This is a genomic window from Pseudomonas sp. ICMP 3272 (assembly GCF_001466905.1).
Taxonomy (GTDB): Bacteria; Pseudomonadota; Gammaproteobacteria; order Pseudomonadales; family Pseudomonadaceae; genus Aquipseudomonas; species Aquipseudomonas amygdali.
In genome coordinates this window covers 1-21,351 of the sequence record NZ_LKEK01000039.1, presented here as the reverse complement: position 1 = coordinate 21,351, position 21,351 = coordinate 1, and the positions used below count along the sequence as shown (strand labels likewise).

17 protein-coding genes and 1 pseudogene are annotated in these 21,351 nt (G+C 57.8%); 10 read left to right on the top strand and 8 right to left on the bottom strand.

Going from position 1 to position 21,351, the window contains the following annotated elements; translation table 11 throughout:
- Nucleotide 1: 1 nt before the first annotated feature.
- From AO068_RS06490 to lpxC, 4 genes are all read left to right on the top strand, one after another.
- Nucleotides 2–871: a cell division protein FtsQ/DivIB gene (locus AO068_RS06490; protein WP_004666180.1), complete on the top strand. Its 870-nt coding sequence runs from the start codon at nucleotides 2–4 to the stop codon at nucleotides 869–871.
- A gap of 14 nt (nucleotides 872–885) precedes the next feature.
- The gene (ftsA, locus tag AO068_RS06485; RefSeq protein ID WP_002555042.1) at nucleotides 886–2,142 is read left to right on the top strand and encodes a cell division protein FtsA; all 1,257 of its coding nucleotides are present in this window, start codon (nucleotides 886–888) and stop codon (nucleotides 2,140–2,142) included.
- Nucleotides 2,143–2,242: 100 nt separating this feature from the next.
- Nucleotides 2,243–3,430 carry a cell division protein FtsZ gene (gene ftsZ / locus AO068_RS06480; RefSeq protein WP_002555041.1) on the top strand — a complete coding sequence of 396 codons (1,188 nt, stop codon included), beginning with the start codon at nucleotides 2,243–2,245 and terminating at the stop codon, nucleotides 3,428–3,430.
- Between the two features lie 112 nt (nucleotides 3,431–3,542).
- A complete protein-coding gene (lpxC, locus tag AO068_RS06475) occupies nucleotides 3,543–4,454 on the top strand; it encodes a UDP-3-O-acyl-N-acetylglucosamine deacetylase (RefSeq protein WP_002555040.1) in 912 nt (303 codons plus the stop codon).
- Between the two features lie 116 nt (nucleotides 4,455–4,570).
- On the opposite strand, the gene AO068_RS06470 is transcribed toward lpxC, so the two are convergent.
- Nucleotides 4,571–5,026, bottom strand: a complete 456-nt coding sequence (locus AO068_RS06470) for a DUF721 domain-containing protein (protein WP_058400720.1) — start codon at nucleotides 5,024–5,026, stop codon at nucleotides 4,571–4,573.
- A 304-nt stretch (nucleotides 5,027–5,330) separates the two neighbouring features.
- Here AO068_RS06470 and secA point away from each other — a divergent pair, with 304 nt between their 5' ends.
- From secA to AO068_RS06450, 4 genes are all read left to right on the top strand, one after another.
- Nucleotides 5,331–8,072, top strand: coding sequence for a preprotein translocase subunit SecA (gene secA, locus AO068_RS06465; protein ID WP_004666178.1), 2,742 nt, complete (start codon nucleotides 5,331–5,333; stop codon nucleotides 8,070–8,072).
- A 109-nt stretch (nucleotides 8,073–8,181) separates the two neighbouring features.
- Entirely contained in the window at nucleotides 8,182–9,399 is a 1,218-nt protein-coding gene (gene argJ, locus AO068_RS06460; protein ID WP_004666177.1) for a bifunctional glutamate N-acetyltransferase/amino-acid acetyltransferase ArgJ, read from the top strand.
- Nucleotides 9,400–9,456: 57 nt separating this feature from the next.
- Complete coding sequence (locus AO068_RS06455; protein WP_002555036.1) at nucleotides 9,457–10,083, top strand: glutathione S-transferase family protein; 627 nt, start codon at nucleotides 9,457–9,459, stop codon at nucleotides 10,081–10,083.
- Nucleotides 10,084–10,085: 2 nt separating this feature from the next.
- Nucleotides 10,086–11,036 (top strand): Nudix family hydrolase, encoded by a 951-nt coding sequence (locus tag AO068_RS06450; protein ID WP_058407947.1) that lies wholly within the window; start codon nucleotides 10,086–10,088, stop codon nucleotides 11,034–11,036.
- A gap of 141 nt (nucleotides 11,037–11,177) precedes the next feature.
- Here AO068_RS06450 and AO068_RS06445 read toward each other — a convergent pair whose 3' ends face one another.
- Genes AO068_RS06445 through AO068_RS06435 form a run of 3 tightly spaced genes read right to left on the bottom strand, consistent with a single transcriptional unit; the run spans nucleotide 11,178 to nucleotide 14,773 of the window.
- Nucleotides 11,178–11,756 (bottom strand): cob(I)yrinic acid a,c-diamide adenosyltransferase, encoded by a 579-nt coding sequence (locus tag AO068_RS06445; RefSeq protein WP_058400722.1) that lies wholly within the window; start codon nucleotides 11,754–11,756, stop codon nucleotides 11,178–11,180.
- Between the two features lie 15 nt (nucleotides 11,757–11,771).
- On the bottom strand, nucleotides 11,772–13,808 hold the full coding sequence (locus AO068_RS06440) for a sensor histidine kinase (RefSeq protein WP_058407946.1): 2,037 nt from the start codon (nucleotides 13,806–13,808) through the stop codon (nucleotides 11,772–11,774).
- 44 nt (nucleotides 13,809–13,852) lie between these two features.
- Nucleotides 13,853–14,773 (bottom strand): putative 2-dehydropantoate 2-reductase, encoded by a 921-nt coding sequence (locus AO068_RS06435; RefSeq protein WP_058400724.1) that lies wholly within the window; start codon nucleotides 14,771–14,773, stop codon nucleotides 13,853–13,855.
- Between the two features lie 169 nt (nucleotides 14,774–14,942).
- Here AO068_RS06435 and AO068_RS06430 point away from each other — a divergent pair, with 169 nt between their 5' ends.
- Both AO068_RS06430 and AO068_RS06425 read left to right on the top strand, forming a co-directional pair.
- Entirely contained in the window at nucleotides 14,943–15,422 is a 480-nt protein-coding gene (locus AO068_RS06430) for a YajQ family cyclic di-GMP-binding protein (protein ID WP_003304827.1), read from the top strand.
- 121 nt (nucleotides 15,423–15,543) lie between these two features.
- On the top strand, nucleotides 15,544–16,374 hold the full coding sequence (locus tag AO068_RS06425; protein ID WP_058407945.1) for a mechanosensitive ion channel family protein: 831 nt from the start codon (nucleotides 15,544–15,546) through the stop codon (nucleotides 16,372–16,374).
- A 175-nt stretch (nucleotides 16,375–16,549) separates the two neighbouring features.
- On the opposite strand, the gene AO068_RS06420 is transcribed toward AO068_RS06425, so the two are convergent.
- The 4 genes and pseudogenes from AO068_RS06420 to AO068_RS06405 form a co-directional block, all read right to left on the bottom strand.
- Entirely contained in the window at nucleotides 16,550–17,062 is a 513-nt protein-coding gene (locus AO068_RS06420) for a hypothetical protein (protein ID WP_058407975.1), read from the bottom strand.
- 80 nt (nucleotides 17,063–17,142) lie between these two features.
- A complete protein-coding gene (locus AO068_RS06415) occupies nucleotides 17,143–17,412 on the bottom strand; it encodes a PAAR domain-containing protein (RefSeq protein WP_003431441.1) in 270 nt (89 codons plus the stop codon).
- The gene (locus AO068_RS26630) at nucleotides 17,409–19,100 is read right to left on the bottom strand and encodes a type VI lipase adapter Tla3 domain-containing protein (protein ID WP_161936576.1); all 1,692 of its coding nucleotides are present in this window, start codon (nucleotides 19,098–19,100) and stop codon (nucleotides 17,409–17,411) included. Before AO068_RS26630 ends, AO068_RS06415 begins: the two co-directional genes overlap by 4 nt.
- Nucleotides 19,097–21,176: pseudogene (locus AO068_RS06405) on the bottom strand (T6SS effector phospholipase Tle3 domain-containing protein). Before AO068_RS06405 ends, AO068_RS26630 begins: the two are co-directional and overlap by 4 nt.
- Nucleotides 21,177–21,351 lie beyond the last annotated feature (175 nt).

Sequence of the window (21,351 nt, the reverse complement as noted above, 5' to 3'; positions counted from 1 at the left end):
CATGTACGGCGCGTCGGCACGTCCTCAGCCACCTGCACCCGGCCGCAACAAGCCGGTGCCGCGTGGCGCCAGCCGAATGGTGGCCAAGGAGCCTCTGTCGGCGCGCCTGCCCAAGGCCAACTTCAGTGTTCTGAAGCGTCTGCTCTGGCCTGTGTTGCTGGTGGTTCTGGGCTTCGGCACTTATGAGGCAGCGCAACGCCTGCTGCCGTACGCCGACCGTCCGATTACCCGCATCAATGTGCAGGGCGATTTGAGTTACATCAGCCAGCAGGCTGTGCAGCAGCGGATTGCGCCTTATGTGGCGTCGAGCTTTTTCAAGATTGATCTGACCGGCATGCGCACCGAGCTTGAGCAGATGCCCTGGATCGCCCACGCCGAAGTTCGTCGTGTATGGCCGGATCAGGTCGTGATTCGTCTTGAAGAGCAGTTGCCGGTTGCCCGTTGGGGTGATGAAGCGCTGTTGAACAACCAGGGACAGGCTTTCACGCCGCGTGAACTGTCCAATTACGAACATCTTCCCCAGTTGTTCGGCCCGCAGCGGGCCCAGCAACAGGTGATGCAGCAGTATCAGGTGTTGAGTCAGATGTTGCGCCCGCTGGGCTTCTCCATCGTGCGCCTGGAGCTGCGCGAGCGCGGCAGCTGGTTCCTGACAACAGGCGCCGGTAGTGCTGGCCCGGGTATCGAATTGTTGCTTGGACGCGACCACCTCGTCGAAAAAATGCGCCGTTTCATCGCGATTTACGACAAAACGCTGAAAGAACAAATCACGAATATCGCGCGCGTTGACTTGCGTTACTCCAACGGCCTAGCGGTCGGTTGGCGCGAACAGGCAGCGGCAACGACGGATAAACCCGCTGTCGCGAAGAATTGATAAGAGGCAGGACCATGGCAAACGTGCAAAGCGGCAAAATGATCGTCGGGCTGGATATCGGTACCTCCAAGGTGGTGGCACTGGTAGGCGAAGTCGCGGCCGATGGCTCGCTGGAAATCGTGGGTATCGGTACCCATCCCTCCCGCGGCCTGAAGAAAGGCGTGGTAGTGAATATCGAGTCGACCGTGCAGTCGATCCAGCGCGCAATCGAAGAAGCGCAGCTGATGGCGGGTTGCCGTATTCACTCGGCATTTGTCGGCGTTGCAGGTAGCCATATTCGCAGCCTGAACTCGCACGGCATCGTGGCGATTCGTGATCGCGAAGTCAGTTCTGCGGACCTGGAGCGTGTGCTCGATGCTGCTCAGGCGGTGGCCATTCCTGCCGACCAGCGCGTGCTGCACACCCTTCCTCAGGATTACGTGATCGATAACCAGGAAGGCGTGCGTGAGCCTTTGGGCATGTCCGGTGTACGTCTGGAAGCCAAGGTTCACGTCGTGACCTGTGCAGTGAACGCCGCGCAGAACATCGAGAAGTGCGTGCGTCGCTGCGGTCTGGAAGTTGACGACATCATTCTTGAACAACTGGCGTCGGCGTATTCCGTACTTACCGATGACGAGAAAGAGCTGGGCGTGTGCCTGGTGGATATCGGTGGCGGTACGACCGACATCGCGATCTTCACCGAAGGCGCCATTCGTCACACGGCGGTTATCCCGATTGCGGGCGATCAGGTCACCAACGACATCGCCATGGCGTTGCGTACCCCGACCCAGTACGCCGAAGAAATCAAGATTCGCTACGCCTGCGCCCTGGCCAAACTGGCCGGTGCCGGTGAAACCATCAAAGTACCGAGTGTGGGCGACCGTCCACCTCGCGAGCTGTCGCGTCAGGCCCTGGCCGAAGTGGTAGAGCCTCGTTACGACGAGCTGTTCACCCTGATCCAGGCCGAGTTGCGCCGCAGCGGTTACGAAGACCTGATCCCGGCCGGCATCGTGCTGACCGGGGGCACAGCGAAAATGGAAGGTGCGGTCGAACTGGCCGAGGAAATCTTCCACATGCCGGTGCGCCTTGGCGTGCCGCACAGCGTCAAAGGGCTCGCTGATGTCGTGCGCAACCCGATCTACTCGACTGGCGTAGGCCTGTTGATGTACGGGCTGCAAAAGCAGTCGGACGGCATTTCGCTGTCCGGGATGGTCGGCAACAGCAGTTACAGCGACGAAACCAAGGCACCGGTGCTTGAGCGTATCAAGCGTTGGGTGCAGGGCAATTTTTAAGTTTCAACGTTTAAAAGTTTCACAGCTTCAGATTCAGGGCTTCAAAAGCAATATCGGCAGGCAGTAGGCAAAACTAACTAGAAAGCGGAAGGAGAGAGAAATGTTCGAACTCGTAGACAACGTCCCGCAAAGCCCGGTTATCAAAGTTATCGGTGTAGGCGGTGGTGGCGGAAACGCTGTCAATCACATGGTCAAGAGCAACATCGAAGGCGTGGAATTCATCTGCGCCAACACAGATGCTCAAGCGCTGAAAAACATTGGCGCGCGGACCATTCTGCAACTGGGCACCGGCGTGACCAAAGGCCTTGGCGCTGGCGCCAACCCTGAAGTCGGTCGTCAGGCCGCACTGGAAGATCGTGAGCGCATTGCAGAAGTTCTGCAGGGCACCAACATGGTTTTCATCACCACTGGCATGGGCGGCGGTACCGGTACCGGTGCAGCACCGATCATTGCTGAAGTGGCCAAGGAAATGGGCATTCTGACGGTCGCAGTCGTGACCCGTCCGTTCCCGTTCGAAGGTCGCAAGCGTATGCAGATCGCCGATGAAGGCATCCGCATGCTGTCCGAAAGCGTCGACTCGTTGATCACCATCCCCAACGAGAAGCTGCTGACCATCCTGGGTAAAGACGCCAGCCTGCTGTCGGCTTTCGCCAAGGCTGACGATGTACTGGCTGGTGCCGTTCGCGGTATCTCCGACATCATCAAGCGTCCGGGCATGATCAACGTCGACTTCGCCGACGTCCGTACCGTGATGAGCGAAATGGGCATGGCGATGATGGGTACTGGCTGCGCCAGCGGTCCTAACCGGGCACGTGAAGCCACCGAAGCGGCCATCCGCAACCCGTTGCTCGAAGACGTCAACCTGCAGGGCGCTCGCGGCATCCTGGTCAACATCACTGCCGGTCCTGACCTGTCGCTGGGTGAGTACTCGGACGTGGGTAGCATCATCGAAGCGTTCGCTTCCGAGCACGCTATGGTCAAGGTCGGTACGGTTATCGATCCGGACATGCGTGACGAGTTGCACGTGACTGTGGTTGCCACCGGCCTGGGCGCGAAAATCGAGAAGCCGGTCAAGGTCATCGACAACACGCTGCAGACCACCCAGCAGGCTCCTGCCCAGCAGGCGTCGCGTCAGGAAGCACCGTCGGTCAACTACCGCGATCTGGACCGTCCTACCGTGATGCGCAATCAGGCACACGCAGGCGCTACCGCAGCGGCGAAGATGAACCCTAACGATGATCTGGATTACCTGGATATCCCGGCTTTCCTGCGTCGTCAGGCCGATTGATGAAATGTATCAGGGGTATTAGGGTGATTGGTGTTCAGCAAAGGCATGGTCTGCTATCATCGCCAGCCTTTGTTGATACCAGTTCGCAACTTGCGCTGAAGCGGCCCATGCCATGATTAAACAACGCACCCTGAAAAATATTATCCGTGCCACAGGTGTAGGCCTGCACTCCGGGGAGAAGGTTTACCTGACCCTCAAGCCCGCACCTGTGAATACCGGCATTGTGTTTTGCCGAGCTGACCTTGACCCCGTCGTGCAGATCCCTGCGCGTGCGGAAAACGTCGGCGACACCACTCTGTCGACCACTCTGGTCAATGGTGATGTCAAAGTTGACACGGTAGAACACCTGCTCTCGGCCATGGCTGGCCTTGGCATCGATAACGCCTACGTCGAGCTCTCTGCCTCCGAAGTTCCTATCATGGACGGCAGCGCAGGCCCTTTCGTATTCCTGATTCAATCGGCTGGCCTGGAAGAACAGGACGCGCCGAAGAAATTCATCCGCATCCTGCGTGAAGTCACAGTGGAGGAGGGCGGTAAACGCGCTACTTTCGTGCCTTTCGAAGGGTTCAAGGTCAGTTTCGAGATCGATTTCGATCACCCCGTCTTCCGTGATCGCACCCAGAGTGCAAGCGTGGACTTTTCCAGCACTTCCTTCGTGAAGGAAGTCAGCCGTGCCCGGACCTTCGGGTTCATGAGTGACATCGAGTACCTGCGCAAGCACAACCTCGCACTCGGCGGCAGTGTGGAAAACGCCATCGTGGTCGACAAGGACGGCGTACTGAACGAAGACGGCCTGCGTTACGAGGACGAATTCGTCAAACACAAAATCCTCGACGCCATCGGTGACCTTTACCTGCTGGGCAATAGCCTGATTGGTGAGTTCCGGGGCTTCAAATCGGGGCATGCACTGAACAATCGTCTCCTGCGCACGTTGATCGAGCAGAAAGACGCCTGGGAAGTGGTGACTTTCGAGGATGCCAGTACGGCACCTATTTCCTACATGCGCCCTGTCGCGGCTGTGTAGGCAAGCTTTACTCTCTTTCCTTTTGTTCTTTAAAGGCTGCCCTCGGGTGGCCTTTTTTTATTGGCTTCATTGGGAAAGTCAGTTGCGCAGAGGATCTGGCGAAAATCACTCAGACGCTATTTCTTGTCCTTGGCATGGCTGGCCAGCCGCTCAAGTGCGGCCCGCAGCTTGGGATCAGTGATGCCCTCGGCGGTGGCCTGAATGTTCTCGGCGGCAATCGAAGACAGGTCGATGGTGTGCGTGGCCGCCCCGCGCGGGGCTTCAGGTGGCTGCACCTTGAAGACAATGCGCGTCAGGTTGATGAATTCGTCGAAGGCCATCAGTTGCCGGTGCAGGCGCTTCTGCTGATAGCGCAGGCGCGTGGCCCAGTGACCATCCGTCACGATCAGCAACAAGGTGCCTTCGCGCCACGAGGCCACACGACAATGCTCGCGCGCGGCTGGTTGCAGCTGACTTTCGAGCAGGCGCTGCAAATGGCTAAGGCGTTCGGCGTGGCGAAATATAGCCTTCAAGGGCTTGGCTTCACGCAGCAGAACCGCGGGCGGGCGGGCGTTCAGAGGACGAAAGGCCATGGTGGAGTGCCTGGTAACAAGATGAACATCTTAACAGAAAGCGTTCTAACGGCTGCTTTTCAGGGCATTTCCGTGCTTTCATATGCAAATCAATGAGTAACTTCCCCGGATTATGGGTTGAAGTGCTTGAAATTGGCCCCATTGTAAACCTGCCCCGTAACAGCGCTGTGCCAGCATCGTGGAATAACGCCACTTTCCTCACCATCGTTTCCGGGTAGAATGCTCGTTCGCATGCGGCCATCTGGGCTGCACGGGCGACTCACGGGGCCGCCCTCCATTCCTATGTGTGGAAGATCCTGTCGATATGTTTGCGCCTTTGTTGAAAAAACTTTTTGGAAGCAAGAACGAGCGTGAAGTAAAACGCATGCTCAAGACGGTACAGATCGTCAATGCCTTCGAAGAGCAAATGGTGGCCCTTTCGGACGAGCAATTGCGCGCCAAGACCGAAGAGTTCAAGGCCCGCATAGCCAAAGGCGAGACCCTGGATCAATTGCTGCCTGAAGCCTTTGCTGTCGCTCGTGAAGCGGGCAAACGCGTCATGGGCATGCGCCACTTCGACGTTCAGTTGATCGGCGGCATGACCCTGCACGAAGGTCAGATCGCGGAAATGCGTACCGGTGAAGGTAAAACCCTGGTCGGTACGTTGGCTGTGTACCTCAATGCGCTGTCCGGCAAGGGTGTTCACGTAGTCACCGTGAACGACTACCTCGCTCGCCGCGATGCCAACTGGATGCGTCCGTTGTACGAATTCCTCGGTCTGACCGTAGGCATCGTCACACCATTCCAGCCGCCGGAAGAAAAACGCGCTGCTTATGCTGCCGACATCACCTACGGCACCAATAACGAATACGGCTTCGATTACCTGCGCGACAACATGGCGTTCAGCATGGACGACAAGTTCCAGCGCGAACTCAATTTCGCCGTAATCGACGAAGTCGACTCGATTCTGATCGACGAAGCGCGTACGCCGCTGATCATCTCCGGTCAGGCCGAAGACAGCTCCAAGTTGTACACCGAAATCAACCGCCTGATCCCCAAGCTCGAGCAGCATATCGAGGAAGTGGAAGGCGAAGTCACCAAACCGGGCCACTTCACCGTTGACGAGAAAACCCGTCAGGTTGAGCTGAACGAAGCCGGTCACCAGTTCATCGAGGAAATGCTCACCGAAGTCGGCTTGCTGGCTGAAGGCGAGAGCCTGTACTCGGCGCACAACCTGGGCCTGCTGACTCACGTTTATGCGGGTCTGCGTGCGCACAAACTGTTCAACCGCAACGTCGAGTACATCGTTGCAGACGGCCAGGTTCTGCTGGTCGACGAGCATACCGGCCGTACCATGCCGGGCCGTCGCCTGTCCGAGGGCCTGCATCAGGCCATCGAAGCCAAGGAAAACCTGAACATTCAGGCCGAAAGCCAGACCCTGGCATCGACCACGTTCCAGAACTACTTCCGTCTGTACAACAAACTGTCAGGTATGACCGGTACGGCTGACACCGAAGCGTTCGAATTCCACCAGATCTACAACCTGGCCGTCATGGTCATCCCGCCGAACAAGCCGTTGGCGCGTAAAGACTTCAACGACCTCGTCTATCTGACGGCGGAAGAGAAGTACGCAGCCATCGTTACCGACATCAAGGCCTGCATTGCAGAGAACCGTCCGGTGCTGGTAGGTACGGCGACCATCGAAACCTCCGAACACATGTCCAACCTGCTCAAGCAGGAAGGCATTGATCACAAGGTTCTGAACGCCAAGTTCCACGAAAAAGAAGCAGAAATCATCGCGCAGGCCGGTCGTCCGGGTGCTTTGACCATTGCTACCAACATGGCGGGTCGCGGTACCGACATCCTGTTGGGCGGTAACTGGGAAGTAGAGGTCGCCAATCTGGAAGATCCGACCCCTGAGCAGATCGCACAGATCAAGGCTGACTGGCAGAAACGCCATCAGCAGGTGATCGAAGCGGGTGGCTTGCACGTTATTGCCTCCGAGCGCCACGAATCGCGCCGTATCGACAACCAGCTGCGTGGCCGTGCCGGCCGCCAGGGTGACACCGGTTCCAGCCGTTTCTACCTATCGCTCGAAGACAGCCTGATGCGTATCTTCGCCTCGGACCGCGTGAAGAATTTCATGAAGGCGCTGGGCATGCAGTCCGGTGAGGCTATCGAGCACCGCATGGTGACCAACGCCATCGAAAAAGCGCAGCGCAAAGTGGAAGGTCGTAACTTCGACATCCGCAAGCAGTTGCTCGAGTTCGATGACGTGGCCAACGAGCAGCGCAAAGTGATTTATCACATGCGTAACACGCTGCTGGCTGCCGAGAACATTGGTGAGACCATCGCTGACTTCCGTGAGGAAGTGCTCAACAATCTCATCAGTCAGCATATTCCGCCGCAATCCCTGCCGGAGCAGTGGAACGTTGCCGGTCTGGAAGCCGCGCTGAACACCGACTTTGCCGTCAAACTGCCCGTCCAGCAGTGGCTGGACGAAGACGACAACCTGCACGAAGACAGCCTGCGCGAAAAAATCATGGCGCAGTTGCTGGTGGCGTACAACGAGAAGGAAGACCAGGCCAGCGCCGAAGCCCTGCGTTCCTTCGAGAAGCAGATCCTCCTGCGCGTGCTGGACGACCTGTGGAAAGATCACCTGTCGACCATGGACCACCTGCGTCACGGTATCCACCTGCGCGGCTACGCTCAGAAGAACCCGAAGCAGGAATACAAGCGCGAGTCCTTCACGCTGTTCCAGGAACTGCTGGATTCGATCAAGCGCGACACCATCCGTGTGCTTTCGCATGTTCAGGTTCGTCGCGAAGATCCAGAGGAAGAAGAGGCGCGCCTGCGTCAGGAAGCCGAAGAACTGGCCAGCCGCATGCAGTTCGAACACGCTCCTGCGCCGGGCATCGACCAGCCGCTGCTGGATGAAGAGGGTGGCGAAGCGCCGGTAGCCGTCGCATCCGAGCCGGTCCGCAACGACCAGAAACTGGGTCGCAACGAGCTGTGCTGGTGTGGTTCGGGCAAGAAATTCAAACACTGTCACGGCCAGATCAACTAAGCCTTTGACTGTGTAATACCTGCGCCGCGACCGGCTTGCCCGTCGCGGCGTTTTTTCATTGATCGCCGTACCGATGCGGACGGCGCCATACTCCTTGAGGAGCACCCCGATGGCTGTTGGTCTTGGTCCTTTGCCTGCGTTGCACCCGGTTCCCGGTTTTGAACTTGGCATTTCTTCTGCCGGCATCAAACGCCCGGGGCGCAAGGATGTCGTGGTCATGCGCTGTGCCGAAGGCTCCAGCGTTGCCGGTGTATTCACCTTGAATGCGTTCTGCGCAGCGCCGGTCATTCTGGCCAAACAGCGTGTTCAGGGCACTGTGCGTTATTTGCTGACCAACACCGGCAATGCCAACGCAGGCACGGGCGAACCAGGTCTGGTTGCTGCGCGACGTACCTGCGAAAAGCTGGCGCAACTGACTGGCGTCGATGCATCAGCAGTGCTGCCTTACTCAACGGGCGTGATCGGCGAGCCGTTGCCTGTGGAAAAAATCGAAGGCGCGCTGCAAGCCGCGCTTGATGATCTGTCTGTGGATAACTGGGCCGCTGCGGCGACCGGCATCATGACCACCGACACCCTGCCCAAAGGCGCGAGCCGTCAGTTCACCCACGATGGCGTAACCATCACAGTAACCGGCATCAGCAAAGGCGCAGGCATGATTCGCCCGAACATGGCGACCATGCTTGGCTACATCGCCACCGACGCCAAAGTGTCGCAGAGCGTACTGCAGGACCTGATTCGCGATGGTGCCAACAAGTCCTTCAATCGCATCACTATCGATGGCGATACTTCGACCAACGATTGCTGCATGCTGATTGCCACCGGTCAGGCTGATCTGCCCGAGATCACCGAGGCCAAGGGCCCGTTGTTCGACGCGTTGAAGAAAGCCGTGTTCGACGTGTGCATGGATGTCGCTCAGGCCATCGTGCGTGATGGCGAAGGTGCGACCAAGTTCGTGACGGTAGAAGTCAACGGTGGCGGCAATCATCAGGAGTGCCTGGACGTCGGTTATGCCGTGGCCCACTCGCCGCTGATCAAGACCGCGCTGTTCGCCTCCGATCCGAACTGGGGACGTATTCTGGCGGCTGTCGGCCGCGCTGGCGTGCCGGACCTGGACGTGAGCAAGATCGACGTATTCCTGGGCGGCGTATGCATTGCCAGCCAGGGCTGCCGCGCCACGACCTACACCGAAGAGCAGGGCTCGGCGGTAATGGCCGAAGAAGAGATCACCATTCGTATCGAGCTGGGTCGCGGTGATTGCAGCGAAACCATCTGGACCACCGACCTTTCTCACGAATACGTGAAGATCAACGCGGAATATCGCACCTGATTCAATGCCCAGCGCGCGGGCATCCTGCCCTCGCGCCGGGCTCAATGGAGCTGAACCATGAGCCTGCATCTGATTATCGGCGACAAACGCTATTCCTCCTGGTCGCTGCGTCCCTGGCTGGTGCTGGAAATGACCGGTGCTGCGTTCACCGATCAAGTCATCCGCCTGAACCTGCCGGACACCCGCGAGAATATTCTCAAGTATTCGCCGACCGGCAAGGTGCCTGCGCTTCAGTGTGAGCACGGCACGATCATCGATTCGCTGGCGATCTGTGAATATCTGGTCGAGCGCTTCCCGGACGTCGAGCTGTGGCCGCGTGATATCGCTGCCCGTGCCCAGGCCCGTTCGGCGTGTGCGCAGATGCACAGCGGTTTCGTCAATCTGCGCTCGAACATGCCAATGGACCTGCGTCAGGATAAGGCGCTGGAAGTGATCACCGTCGATACCCAGAACGATATCGACCGTATCGTCGAGCTGTGGGCCGAATGTCGCGCTGCTGCTGCCGAAAGTGGTCCTTTTCTGTTTGGCAAGCCGAGCATTGCTGATGCGTTCTTCGCACCGGTGGCTATTCGTCTGCGCGGCTATCACGTCCAGTTGCCGGCAGAGGCACTGGCGTATATCGAAACCATCTACCAGTGGCCCGCCTTCAAGCGCTGGCAGCAGGCAGGCCTGCAGGAGTCCTGATCGTGAAACGAGTTCATGTGGCTGCCGCCGTCATTCGTGGCGCTGACGGCAGTGTATTGATTGCCCGACGTGCCGACACTCAGCATCAAGGTGGCCTCTGGGAGTTTCCCGGTGGCAAGGTCGAAGAGGGTGAGACCGTTCAGGCCGCGCTCGCACGTGAGCTTCAGGAAGAGTTGGGGATTCAGGTCACGGCAGCGCGTCCGTTGATCAAGGTCGGTCACGATTATGCGGACAAGCAGGTATTGCTGGATGTCTGGGAAGTCTCGGCATTTACCGGCGAGCCGCATGGTGCAGAAGGGCAGCCACTGGTCTGGGCGGCTCCGCGAGAGCTGCCTGACTACGACTTTCCGGCCGCCAACCAGCCGATTGTCGCTGCGGCACGTTTGCCCGGCGAGTATCTGATCACGCCTGACGGGCTGGACAATATCGAGCTGTTGCGCGGTATGCAGAAAGCCATCGCAGGCGGTATCAAGCTGGTCCAGTTGCGGGCGCCGGGTGGTTACGACCCCAAGTACCGTGACCTGGCCGTGGATGCGGCGGGTCTGTGTGCCGGCAAGGCGCAGCTCATGCTCAAAGGGCCTCTGGAGTGGCTGGGCGACTTTCCGTCCGCCGGTTGGCACCTGACGGCGGAGCAACTGCGCAAGTACGCCAGTCGTGGACGTCCGTTCCCTGAGAATCGCTGGCTGGCTGCTTCCTGCCATAACGCCGAAGAGCTGGCCCTGGCCGAACAGATGGGGGTGGATTTCGTCACACTGTCACCGGTTCAGCCCACCCTGACTCATCCCGATGCACAGCCGCTGGGTTGGGATCAGGCCATCCGATTGATAGCAGGTTTCAACAAGCCCGTCTTTCTGCTGGGCGGCGTAGGCCCTGCGCTGCGCCAACAGGCCTGGGAAAGCGGCGCACAGGGCGTGGCCGGGATCCGCGCGTTCTGGCCTGACGAGATCGTCTGAGTTGCTACAGAGGACGCAGAGCGTCCAGAACGGCATGCCGACGCGGAGCGTCGCACGATAGTCGAGATTATCGTTCCTCACGCTCCAGCGTCGGAATGCTCTGGGTGAAGCTCCGCATCGCGCAGCTATTTCGGCTTGATGTCAAACCGGCTTGGGCGCGGGCTGCCAGAGTATTTCCGCGATGCCCTGTCTTCTGGCGATCAACCGAGCTGCGACGAACAACAAATCCGACAGCCTGTTGATATACGCCAGCCCGGCGCCTTCCAGTGGCTCGACCGCGTTCAGATGCTGGCAACGGCGTTCGGCACTGCGCGCCAGGCTGCGGCAGATGTGCGCTTGAGCGATCAGCGAAGAGCCGCCTGGCAAGATGAAATTTTCCAGCGGCCCCAGCTCTTCATTCCACACATCGATTGCCGCTTCCAGCCGCTCGACCTCCGCGCCATTCAGGGCTTTGTAAGTCGGCATCGCCAGTTCGCCCCCCAGATCGAACAGTCGATGCTGGCAAGGCGCGAGCACCTCGATCACTTCGTTGAGGGCCGGCACGCTTCTGGCCTCATCGATCAGTCCGGCCAGCAACAGGCCGAGCTGGCTATTGAGCGTATCGACCTCACCAATGGCCTCGACGCGCGGGTGATCCTTGGACACCCGTCGACCGTCGCCCAGACCGGTCTCTCCGGCATCACCGGTGCGTGTGTAAATCTTCGACAAACGAAAGCCCATTGCTGCGATTCCTGATCAAGACTTGGAAATAACCTGCTGCTGAACGCTTACCTGATTGGCCACCAGCGGTAGACGCAGCGTAAAGCAGGTGCCTGTGCCGAGAGAGGAATGCACCTCCATCTGGCCTTTATGATTATTGGTAACAATGAAGTACGACACCGAAAGACCCAGCCCGGTGCCCTGGCCAATTTCCTTGGTGGTAAAGAACGGTTCGAAAGTACGCTTGCGGACGTTTTCGGACATGCCGATGCCGTTGTCCTCCACCTGAATTTCGGCCCAGGGCGGGTTGAGACGGGTACGCAGGATGATGCGTCCAGGCTCCTCGCTCTCCGGGCGCTGGTGAATGGCCTGGGCGGCGTTCTTCAGCAGGTTCAGCAGCACCTGCTCCAGTTCGTTGGCGATGCACGGTACCGGACCCAGTTCCGGGTCGAACTGACGGATGATGTGCTGGCCCTTGAAGTCGAAACCGACGGTAAGGTCAAAATCGTTGCTGGCAATTTCCACTGCCTGATCGATCAACGCCGGCAAGTCGCAGGCTGACAGCTGACGACTGCTCAAACGACTGAAATTGAGCATGTGGCTGACAATCTTTGCTGCCCTGGCACCTGCTTGCTGGATGCCATCGAGCAGTTTTGGTACTTCGCGGCTTTCCAGGTAATGATTGACCTGCGCCAGGTCTACACCATCGGCTTCGGCCTGCTCAATGTTCTTCGGCAGTTCCGGGGACAGACGCCGCCTGATGTTCTGCACGTTGTGCAGGATGGCGCCCAGCGGGTTGTTGATCTCGTGGGCCATGCCCGCGGCCAGACCGCCGACAGACAACATCTTCTCCGACTGCACCATCATTTCTTCCAGCGATATACGCTGGGTGATGTCATCGATACGGATCACCACGCCACGCCCGGCATCGCCGGTCAGCGGGTAGAACGTCAGCGCGTAGTGGCGCGACTCGTCGTTTTTGATCCAGGTCACGCGCTCGATCTTGGTCACGCTGTGGCGCTCGACGGTGTGCTTGATTTGCGGCAGAAAAGAGCGCATCGGTTCGAAGGCCAGAAAGATCGGCTGGTTCAACGCTTCGTCCAGCGTGGTTCCGGACAGCGCTGTCGCCTCCTGATTCCACTGGGTGACGTACAGCTGCTCGTCCAGCGCGATCATCGCCGAGGGCATCGAATCGATGATGCTGTTGAGGTAGTTCTGAAAGCCGGTGAGCTTCTTCTCGATCTTGCTGCGCACCTGAACTTCCAGTTCCAGTTTGCGGTTGGTGTGGCGGGTTTCCTCGGCCAGCCCCTGTGCTTGATCGTAAGCTTCCTGGGAGTCATCTCGAGCGCGCTTGAGTTGTTGCTCACGCGCTTCGATACGCGACAGCATGGTATTGAATGCCTCGGCCAGACTGCCGATTTCATCCTCGTTGCCTGGCTCTGCGCGCAGTGCGTAGTTTTCTTCGCGGGTGACCTGCCGCGACAGTTCTTCCAACTGATAAATGGGCTCTGTGATCAAGCGCCGGATCTGCCGGGCCACCACCAGCCACAGCAACACGCTGAACACCAGAATGCCCAGACTCGCGGTTAGCGTGCCGGTGTAGAACGCGGGAGGCAGCTCGCTGCTGGCAACCAGCAACATGTGCCCGGGCGGTTCGTCGCCTTTCGGTACGGTGATGACCTGAGTGCTGCGAAACTCGGTAAGCCGCCAGCTTTCGAGGTCCTTGTAGTGCCTGGGCAGTTGCAGGCCCTCGCCCTGTTGCATCTGCTCAAGTCGCTCTCCGTCGTTGTCGTATATGGCCGCTGCACGTAGCGGGCCGTAGCTTTTGAGTTCCCTGAGCAAGGCACGCGCATCGGCAGGCGAGTTCAAGGCGCGCTCGTTGAGATTGGCGCTGCTGATCAGACGGCCAATGGTCTGCAGGGCCTGCGGGGCCATCGCTTCCTGAGAGATGTAATAAGCCGCGCTGATGAAGGTCAGGTTCGCAACCAGCAGCACGGTGGTCATCAGTACCAGCAGGGCGGCCAGCAGTTTCTGACCTACCGGCAGGTTTTCCAGGCGTTGGCGCAAAGGCATTGGGAAGGTCGCAGTGACGTGTGATGCGAGCAGGGTAGCGCGCGCTAGTCAGTACGCAAACCCTTGTGTGCCAGATGGGCTGTCAGACGTGTCTGCAATTGCTGCAGGTGTGCTGCCGGACAGCGATGACGCACGGCTGCCGCACACGCGTAACCCAGCAGGTAGCTGATTTCGGTGCGTCGCCCGTGAAGCACGTCCTGATACATGGATGAGTAATTGGCTGCCGTTGCATGAATGACCCGCAGCACTTCAGTATGCAAGTCATGCGCTGCCGCTGGCTGGCCGCAGCGGCCCAGCAAATCGCTCAGCTCGGCGCACAGTGTAGCGACCTCGCAGGCGTGCTCGAGCAGGCCGCCATTGCGGCAGTCGTGCAGCACCGTCAGCGGGTTGATTGCACAGTTGAGCGCCAGCTTGCGCCACAGACGAGTCTGGATGTCCGGCGTCCATTCATGGGGAATTGCACTGTCGTGCAGGTCCTGCAGAAGTGCGGGTGCCGTCGGGTTCGATACATCGCCCAGCCAGGTGAAACCGTGGCCTGCGAACCTGACACGCCAGTCCGACTCCAGAAACGCGCCTTCGGTGCTGGAGGCGAACACGCAGCGGATATGGGGAGTTCCTGCAGCCACAGCGTCCTGACTGCCCAGGCCGTTCTGTAGCAGGATGATGTCTGCACGAGCCGCCAGACGCGGTGCCAACTGCGCAACAGCATGCTCAGCGTCGTAGGCCTTGCAGGCGACCAGCAGCCGCTCGATGGGTTGTTGATGTTCGGCGGTCTGTGCTTCGACCGAGTACGTATGGGCGATATCGTTTTCGACCAGTGTCACGCAACCGCCGCTGGCGTTATACGCCGCCAGCCGTTCAGCATTGCGAAGAATCAGCCGTACCGGCAGGCCTGCGCGCGCCAGTCGCGCCGCCCACAGAGTGCCCAGACTTCCCGCGCCGAGAACATGCCATGTCAGCGCCATCAGTGAGGCACGTTAAGGCGTTGAAGCGGTCTGCTGAAGGTGAAAACAAGGATGTGCATGAAAGGCTCACAGTGAATGCAGGAAAAGTCTCGTTATAATGAGCGTTCTTTCAAACCGTCAAGTCACGCGTGCCCGAATCGTGCGCACGCCGTTTATCTGGAGAACATACATGCCCTCGTTCGACGTAGTGTCCGAATTGGATAAACACGAAGTCACGAATGCCGTCGACAATGCCATCAAAGAGCTGGACCGTCGCTATGACCTCAAAGGCAAAGGCACTTTCGAGTTCAAGGAACTGACCGTCACGCTGACCGCAGAAGCAGACTTTCAGCTGGAGGCCATGATCGAAATCCTCAAGCTGGCGCTGGTCAAACGCAAGATCGACGCAAAATGCCTCGAGATCAAGGATGCCTACGCTTCCGGCAAATTGATGAAGCAGGAAGTCATCCTGCGTGAAGGCATCGACAAGGAGCTGGCGAAGAAAATCGTCGCTCACATCAAGGAAGCCAAACTCAAGGTCCAGGCCGCCATTCAGGGCGAGCAGGTGCGGGTTACCGGCAAGAAACGCGATGACCTGCAAGAAGCCATCGCAGCGCTGCGTGCCTACGATTCAGGCATGCCGTTGCAATTCAACAACTTCCGCGACTGATCATTGCATTGAAAGCCGGGGAACCCTGCGTTCCCCGGCCAGTCCGAATCGCCCTGAGCATTGAAATAACGGCAGGCCGCCGTGGTTTTGATCGCAGTTCGTGACGAGTAAGGAGATAACGATGGATTTAAACGCAGAAGTCGGTCATCTGTGGCAAGCGTCGCAGGCCTGGATTCCGATGATCATGGAGTACGGCAGCCGCTTGCTGCTGGCAGTCGTTACGCTGTGTGTGGGCTGGTGGCTGATCAACCGGCTGACCGGCAAGCTTGGCGCGTTGCTGGCGTTGCGAAACGCCGACCTGGCCTTGCAGGGCTTCGTCAGCAACCTGGCGAACATCATTCTGAAAATCCTGCTGGTGGTCAGCGTCGCATCGATGATCGGCGTCGAAACCACCTCGTTTGTGGCCGCTATCGGTGCTGCCGGCCTGGCGATTGGTCTGGCATTACAAGGTAGCCTGGCGAACTTCGCGGGTGGTGTGCTGATTCTGTTGTTCCGTCCGTTCCGCATCGGTGACTGGATCGAAGCCCAGGGTGTGTCGGGAACCGTCGACAACATCCAGATCTTCCACACCGTGCTGCGCACCGGCGACAACCGTACGGTGATCATTCCCAACGGCAACCTGTCCAACGGGATCATCACCAACACCAACCGTCAGCCGACCCGCAAGATCACCTTCGACATCGGCGTCAGCCACGACGCGGATCTGAGGAAAGCGTTGCAGGTCCTGCTGGACATGGCAGACGACCCACGCGTACTCAAGGACCCGGCCCCCCAGGCTGTGGTGGCTGCGCTGGGGGAGAACGCAATTACCTTGTCCCTGCGTGTCTGGACCAGCAGTGGCGACATGGGCGACGTGACGTCGATGTTCAACATCGAAGCGCGCGACCGTCTGAAGGACGCAGGCATCGAGATCCCACTGCCGCAACGGATTGTGCGGGTGGTTCAGGAATAGTGGTTTGTGCGGTATGACAAAGCCCTGGCTCGTGAGAGTCGGGGCTTTTCTTTATCTGCAGGTTCAGGAAAAGGCTATTTTCATGATTGATGATTGTCTGCCTTCAGCGATGCCCGGGCGCTTTACCGTCTGTTGATACGAACATGCCTTTCAGCTCTCCGGCACAAAAAGTACGTTATTTACTGTAAATGTAACCGTCGTCCTCATCTTCCTCGTCGATATCTTTGAGTTTTTCTTGATGAGGCACCGGGTAAAGACTCAGTACAGCCGCTACTCCCGCAGATATGCCCATGAGGAATGGGGTCGGCTCGGGATACTGCGAAAGTTTCCGATCGGGATCCTCTGTGGGATTAACGCCGCTGCCAGCGGGGAGCTTCATTATCTTCATACCATCAGCGGTGAGAATGCAGCGAGGCGGGACTATCTTGCCTTCAAACATTTCCACTATTTCGGCGTTGGGTAAGGGGGTGAGCGGCTCACTGACCTGTGCACCCGATTCGCTATGCGTGAACAAGAACTTCTTGCCGCTTTTCTCGATACGAATCCTTGGCTGATTCTTGGGCTTTGTGGCGTAGTCACCAATCAACTCGTCACACGGGGACACTGACTCTTGCGCACAGCCCGCTAATAGAACCATCCCAGCGACTAAATGCATCCCTACGACGGCCTGACAAAAACGCGTGTACATTTTTCTTCCTTGTTCCAATTGAGGGGGCAGTTCCATGTTGTTTCCTGTACTTGCGCTGCATGACCTGATCACGAAATATCCTAAATCACTCGCACATTCATGGCGTGGCTGGCCACACCCTGACAGCCGCACGCCAGTCGGTGGCCGTGCAGGACCACCGGTATGCCGTTCAGTTTTCGGGTGGGGTGGCCTTCGATAAAGGCGAATTCTCCTGAATGAAGCGGGCAGGTGGCTTTGTCGCCCAGCACGGCCGGAGGCTTGCCGTTGAGGGTGTGGGTGCCTGCCAGTTGGCAGGACACCACTCGGCCACCACTGCTGGTGGCGTCGCCCAGGCAGACCGGATAACTCACTCTGCGGGTGCCCCGCCGGTTGGCGAGCCGAAGGTAAACGGATCTGCGCCGCGGTTCTGGCTGTTCTTCGCTTTACGGGCTTCATCGGGCGGGCGGACCATTTGTACGGTCAGGCTGCCATCGGTGCCGGCGTAGACCACGGCGCTGACGCCGCCATCCTTGTAACTGGCGATGGTCGCCAGATTGATCTCGACCAATGCACCGCTGACCCCGGTATTACCCAGACGGCGACCGATGTCGTAACCCTCTTCGACGTTGCCCAGCTCAAGACCGTGGCCGTCCTTGTTCAGGTCGTGCAGGGCATTGTTGAGGGCAATTTCCGCTTCAGGGTTGTTGGTGCTGTCGTAGAACACCCGCACAGGTTTCTGACCCTCAGGCAGTGTGTCTAGTGCCTTTACCCAGGCGGCTTGCAAGGCTTTGGCTTGCAAGGCAGGTTTCAGGCGCTTGCCGTTTTCATCCTGCATCAGAGCCTTGATTGGCCGATGCAGGTAGCCAAGCACCGGCGCAGCGTCGAACTCCTTGACCTGATGCTGACCCCAGCGAATAGGTAACCAAGGGGAGGGCTCGAAATTGCCGGGGCCGCGATTGCTAATGGTTTTCCAGAGGGTGGGGAGCTGGGATTGCCAGTAGGCGGTGGACATGGTTCCGGGGGCGTAGGGGGTTTCAACGCCTTTCGCTTTCTCGGCAGTTTCGTACCAGTCCATAAATGCTTTGTCCCGATCCCAGTAGAAAGCCCAAAGCTTGCCTAGATCGGTATCTTTGCTCTGGTTGTCCTCTGGCTCGTTTGTCGCATAGGGACGAATATATCGATCTACCCTGTCAGAGCGGGTGACCAGCAGGCCTGTCATGCTTTCAAATACCGTTGGTACTACTTGAGTATTTTTCTGCAGGCCAGGAGCGCCACGTTTGCGATATATGTTCCGCGTGACGTCCCCGTCCTCGCTTGCGATCAGTGCTTGCGGAACTTTAGGATTAGCCTCAAAAAACTGAAACAGGCGCTCGATCATGCTTTGTGCGTAGTTGGTGCTCTCATCGTTTTGCCAGAGAAGCTGGGTGACACCTAAGGTCGCTGCATTCCGGCCAGAGTTGATCAGGTTCGCTGCACGGTAGGGCTTTTCGTAAGGGTTCGGAGGGCCTAAAGCAAAGGCTGGAATTGGCCAATAGGCTACTGACTCTCCTGCGGAATGCTGAAAAGCCACCCGAGTATTAATATCCGCTGTAGTTTCTCGCGAGCTCAATGATGGGTTATAGGCTTTAGAGTCCGACGGAAATATCGATGAGAAATTGTTGCTTTTTTTAGCAATTTCTCGCCAGACAGACGATTGATGCCAGTCATTGACTGCAAGGCCTACGCCTCGTATTTCTAGTGAGTATGTTCGTGCTTGCGCAACCTGTTGTTCTGTATTTTTAGCAATAATCTCGGATTTATAAGCCGCCAGTTCGTGCTTTTCATTAGCAATAGCTTTGCCCCACCAATGCCCGCTGTAGCTGAGCAGAACCGCACCTAGAATCCCTGCAATACCCCAGCGGGTAACCGAGTTTATGTCACGAAGTTCCATGTTGTTTTCCTGTGCGTTGAGATAGACCATCAGAACGAAGCCGAGCCATAGCGCGAGCATTACTCCGGTTATCCAGACATAAAGCTTAAGTTTTGGACGAAGCGTTGATTTTTGCCGTTTGTCTGTCACTGGTTACCTCCACTTTTCATTGAGGCCTGAACCAAGGGAGGAGGGACCAGAGATACTAAGCTCGCAGGTGGAAAGATTCCTTTTTGATAATACTCATGGCTGGCCTTCACGAGTGCCTGAGCTTCAGCGCTAAGATTTTCCCAGCCAGGTAATTCAGTGGTGCTAAGAAACTGCCTTACATCCATCTTCCAATCCGCAATCGCCACCAGCACATCACGCATTACCGGATCGTCCAAACACTTCGCCTGACCAATCGCGATATCCATCGCCGTTACCCATTGATGGTTTTCCTGGCTTCGCAACAGACCCGAGTGATAGCTATTGAAGTCCAGCACCTCGGTCGAATTGCTTTCATCCATGAACTCACGTATTTCGTCCGGCGTGTCCTCTCGTAGTATTTCGTAGGTATCCGAAGGCTTCGGTGCGCCGTCGCCTGTCAATCTTCGTTTGCGTATTATGCGGGTCTGTTGACCTGGCGCTTTGCCCATATTCCATTCTACGAGCTCTCGCTCCAGATCTATCGATCCAGTGTGGTTGCGCACAAAGTGCCATCTGAGCTTGGCTCTTGGATTGCCTACGGCAGAGGCTTTGTTTGCATCGTCAGGTCTGTCGAGACCCGATTCGGTCGGCTTACCCTTTATTTCCTCCCCGCCAAACATATAGGGGGCGTGGGGCGGGTACAGTTGTTCAGCGTTGATCAGTATCCGATGCCCTTCTTCAGTAGGGCCTTTCGAAAGGAGGCCTGCGAACCAACTGTCGCCGGCATAACGAGATTCGTTTTTGGCGCGCAACAGGTCATAGCCTGGAGGCTTTCCAACCATGACCGGCGACCCGTCACGGTGGCGTTTGGTCCACATGCGTTGATAAAAGCGCACGGCTTTCAATTCAGCCATGGGGTTGCGATCGCTATCCTTACCGTGCGTATCCCACACCCCAAACGTACCGATGCCTCTGACGTCATCCAGCGCGACGGTGGTGTCGTCCGGGCAGAAATACAGGTACACCTTGCCGCGGTTATCACGCTCAGGAAATACCGTCACATTACCGACCTTGTCCTTGTCCTTGCGCGTACCTTGTGTCGGCGACCACTGTGGGCCGCTTCGTCCGCAATAGGTTGCAGGGTTGCGCAGGTCCGACAGCGGCGGCTGGGTATGGGGTGCCTGAGTCACCTGTGCCACGATACGAGTCAGTGTGGTTAGCGTGTCTTGATCTTTGGGGGTGACTTCCGGGAACAGGCAGTAGGGTGTGTCGACCATGATGATTGTGTCCGCGCAACGATGCCCTCCGTCGACCAGCAGCGCTTGCGCCAGCAGGGTGATCAACGTGCCCTGGCTATGCGCCATGATCGTGATGGTTTCGTCGGTAGACACCCGGCGTATCTCCTTGACCATCATCGCGAGCCGATGAGCAGCCAGCACGTAATAACGTCGATGTGGGTTATCCCCCATAAAATGGGTATTGGGCAGCGTGAGTCGGGCAATCTTAAGGCGCATGGTCAGTGGCAGGCCCTTGTCATACATTTCCAGCAGGTTATTGGTGGCATTGACAAAATAACCACCGGCCTTGCCAAAATGGCGATCCAGGCGATTGCCCTGTATGTCTTGATACTGGTCGCGCAGTTTTGTGGGGTTGTTGTTCTTGTCTCGACTGATTTCGCTAGGGTCGGCCCGATATCCCCAATAAAAAGGAATCAGCAGGCTGCGAGTTTTCGGGTCTTCTGCATCGCGTCTGTAAAGATGGGTGTCTGGGTCGTCGAGTAGCTGTTTATCTCGATCTCCCAGCGGTTGCTTGGCTCTGAGTTTTTTCTTCGCAACGTCGTATTCAGCCCCATACCGTCCCGCCACCAAATCCGGCCGATCCAGCCGCTCATTCACCCCCTGACACAACCCGGTCTCCACCGACTCATAAGAAGCCCCCGGGTCATTCACACCATGCAGATCACACCATGCAGAAAGATCACTACGCCGGGCAAGTCGGCGGGAACTTCCATTTTGCTGGTGGTATTTAGGTTGGGGATCAGGCGTGTGTTGCCTTGGGCAAGCCTTGGGCAACGGCGTATTCATCGGCGCCGTTCATTGGGCACCTCCTTTCGGTGTGCCGCTGCGTAGTGCCGATACTTGCGCCTGATGCATCATTTCGCGTTGCACGCGCTCTGTCAGTCCGTCTGCGTTCGTCATTCCTTTCACCAGGCTGCCATCTTCCAGTTTGATTTCATACGAGTGGTCCGCTGCTGCCCGCGGGCTTTGTTCGC

What these genes read in the sequence shown, in the direction of transcription:
- AO068_RS06490 (WP_004666180.1), top strand. Translation starts at nt 2, where the DNA reads ATGTACGGCGCGTCGGCACGTCCTCAGCCACCTGCACCCGGCCGCAAC.
- ftsA (WP_002555042.1), top strand. Translation starts at nt 886, where the DNA reads ATGGCAAACGTGCAAAGCGGCAAAATGATCGTCGGGCTGGATATCGGT.
- ftsZ (WP_002555041.1), top strand. Translation starts at nt 2,243, where the DNA reads ATGTTCGAACTCGTAGACAACGTCCCGCAAAGCCCGGTTATCAAAGTT.
- lpxC (WP_002555040.1), top strand. Translation starts at nt 3,543, where the DNA reads ATGATTAAACAACGCACCCTGAAAAATATTATCCGTGCCACAGGTGTA.
- AO068_RS06470 (WP_058400720.1), bottom strand. Translation starts at nt 5,026, where the DNA reads ATGGCCTTTCGTCCTCTGAACGCCCGCCCGCCCGCGGTTCTGCTGCGT.
- secA (WP_004666178.1), top strand. Translation starts at nt 5,331, where the DNA reads ATGTTTGCGCCTTTGTTGAAAAAACTTTTTGGAAGCAAGAACGAGCGT.
- argJ (WP_004666177.1), top strand. Translation starts at nt 8,182, where the DNA reads ATGGCTGTTGGTCTTGGTCCTTTGCCTGCGTTGCACCCGGTTCCCGGT.
- AO068_RS06455 (WP_002555036.1), top strand. Translation starts at nt 9,457, where the DNA reads ATGAGCCTGCATCTGATTATCGGCGACAAACGCTATTCCTCCTGGTCG.
- AO068_RS06445 (WP_058400722.1), bottom strand. Translation starts at nt 11,756, where the DNA reads ATGGGCTTTCGTTTGTCGAAGATTTACACACGCACCGGTGATGCCGGA.
- AO068_RS06440 (WP_058407946.1), bottom strand. Translation starts at nt 13,808, where the DNA reads ATGCCTTTGCGCCAACGCCTGGAAAACCTGCCGGTAGGTCAGAAACTG.
- AO068_RS06435 (WP_058400724.1), bottom strand. Translation starts at nt 14,773, where the DNA reads ATGGCGCTGACATGGCATGTTCTCGGCGCGGGAAGTCTGGGCACTCTG.
- AO068_RS06430 (WP_003304827.1), top strand. Translation starts at nt 14,943, where the DNA reads ATGCCCTCGTTCGACGTAGTGTCCGAATTGGATAAACACGAAGTCACG.
- AO068_RS06425 (WP_058407945.1), top strand. Translation starts at nt 15,544, where the DNA reads ATGGATTTAAACGCAGAAGTCGGTCATCTGTGGCAAGCGTCGCAGGCC.
- AO068_RS06420 (WP_058407975.1), bottom strand. Translation starts at nt 17,062, where the DNA reads ATGTACACGCGTTTTTGTCAGGCCGTCGTAGGGATGCATTTAGTCGCT.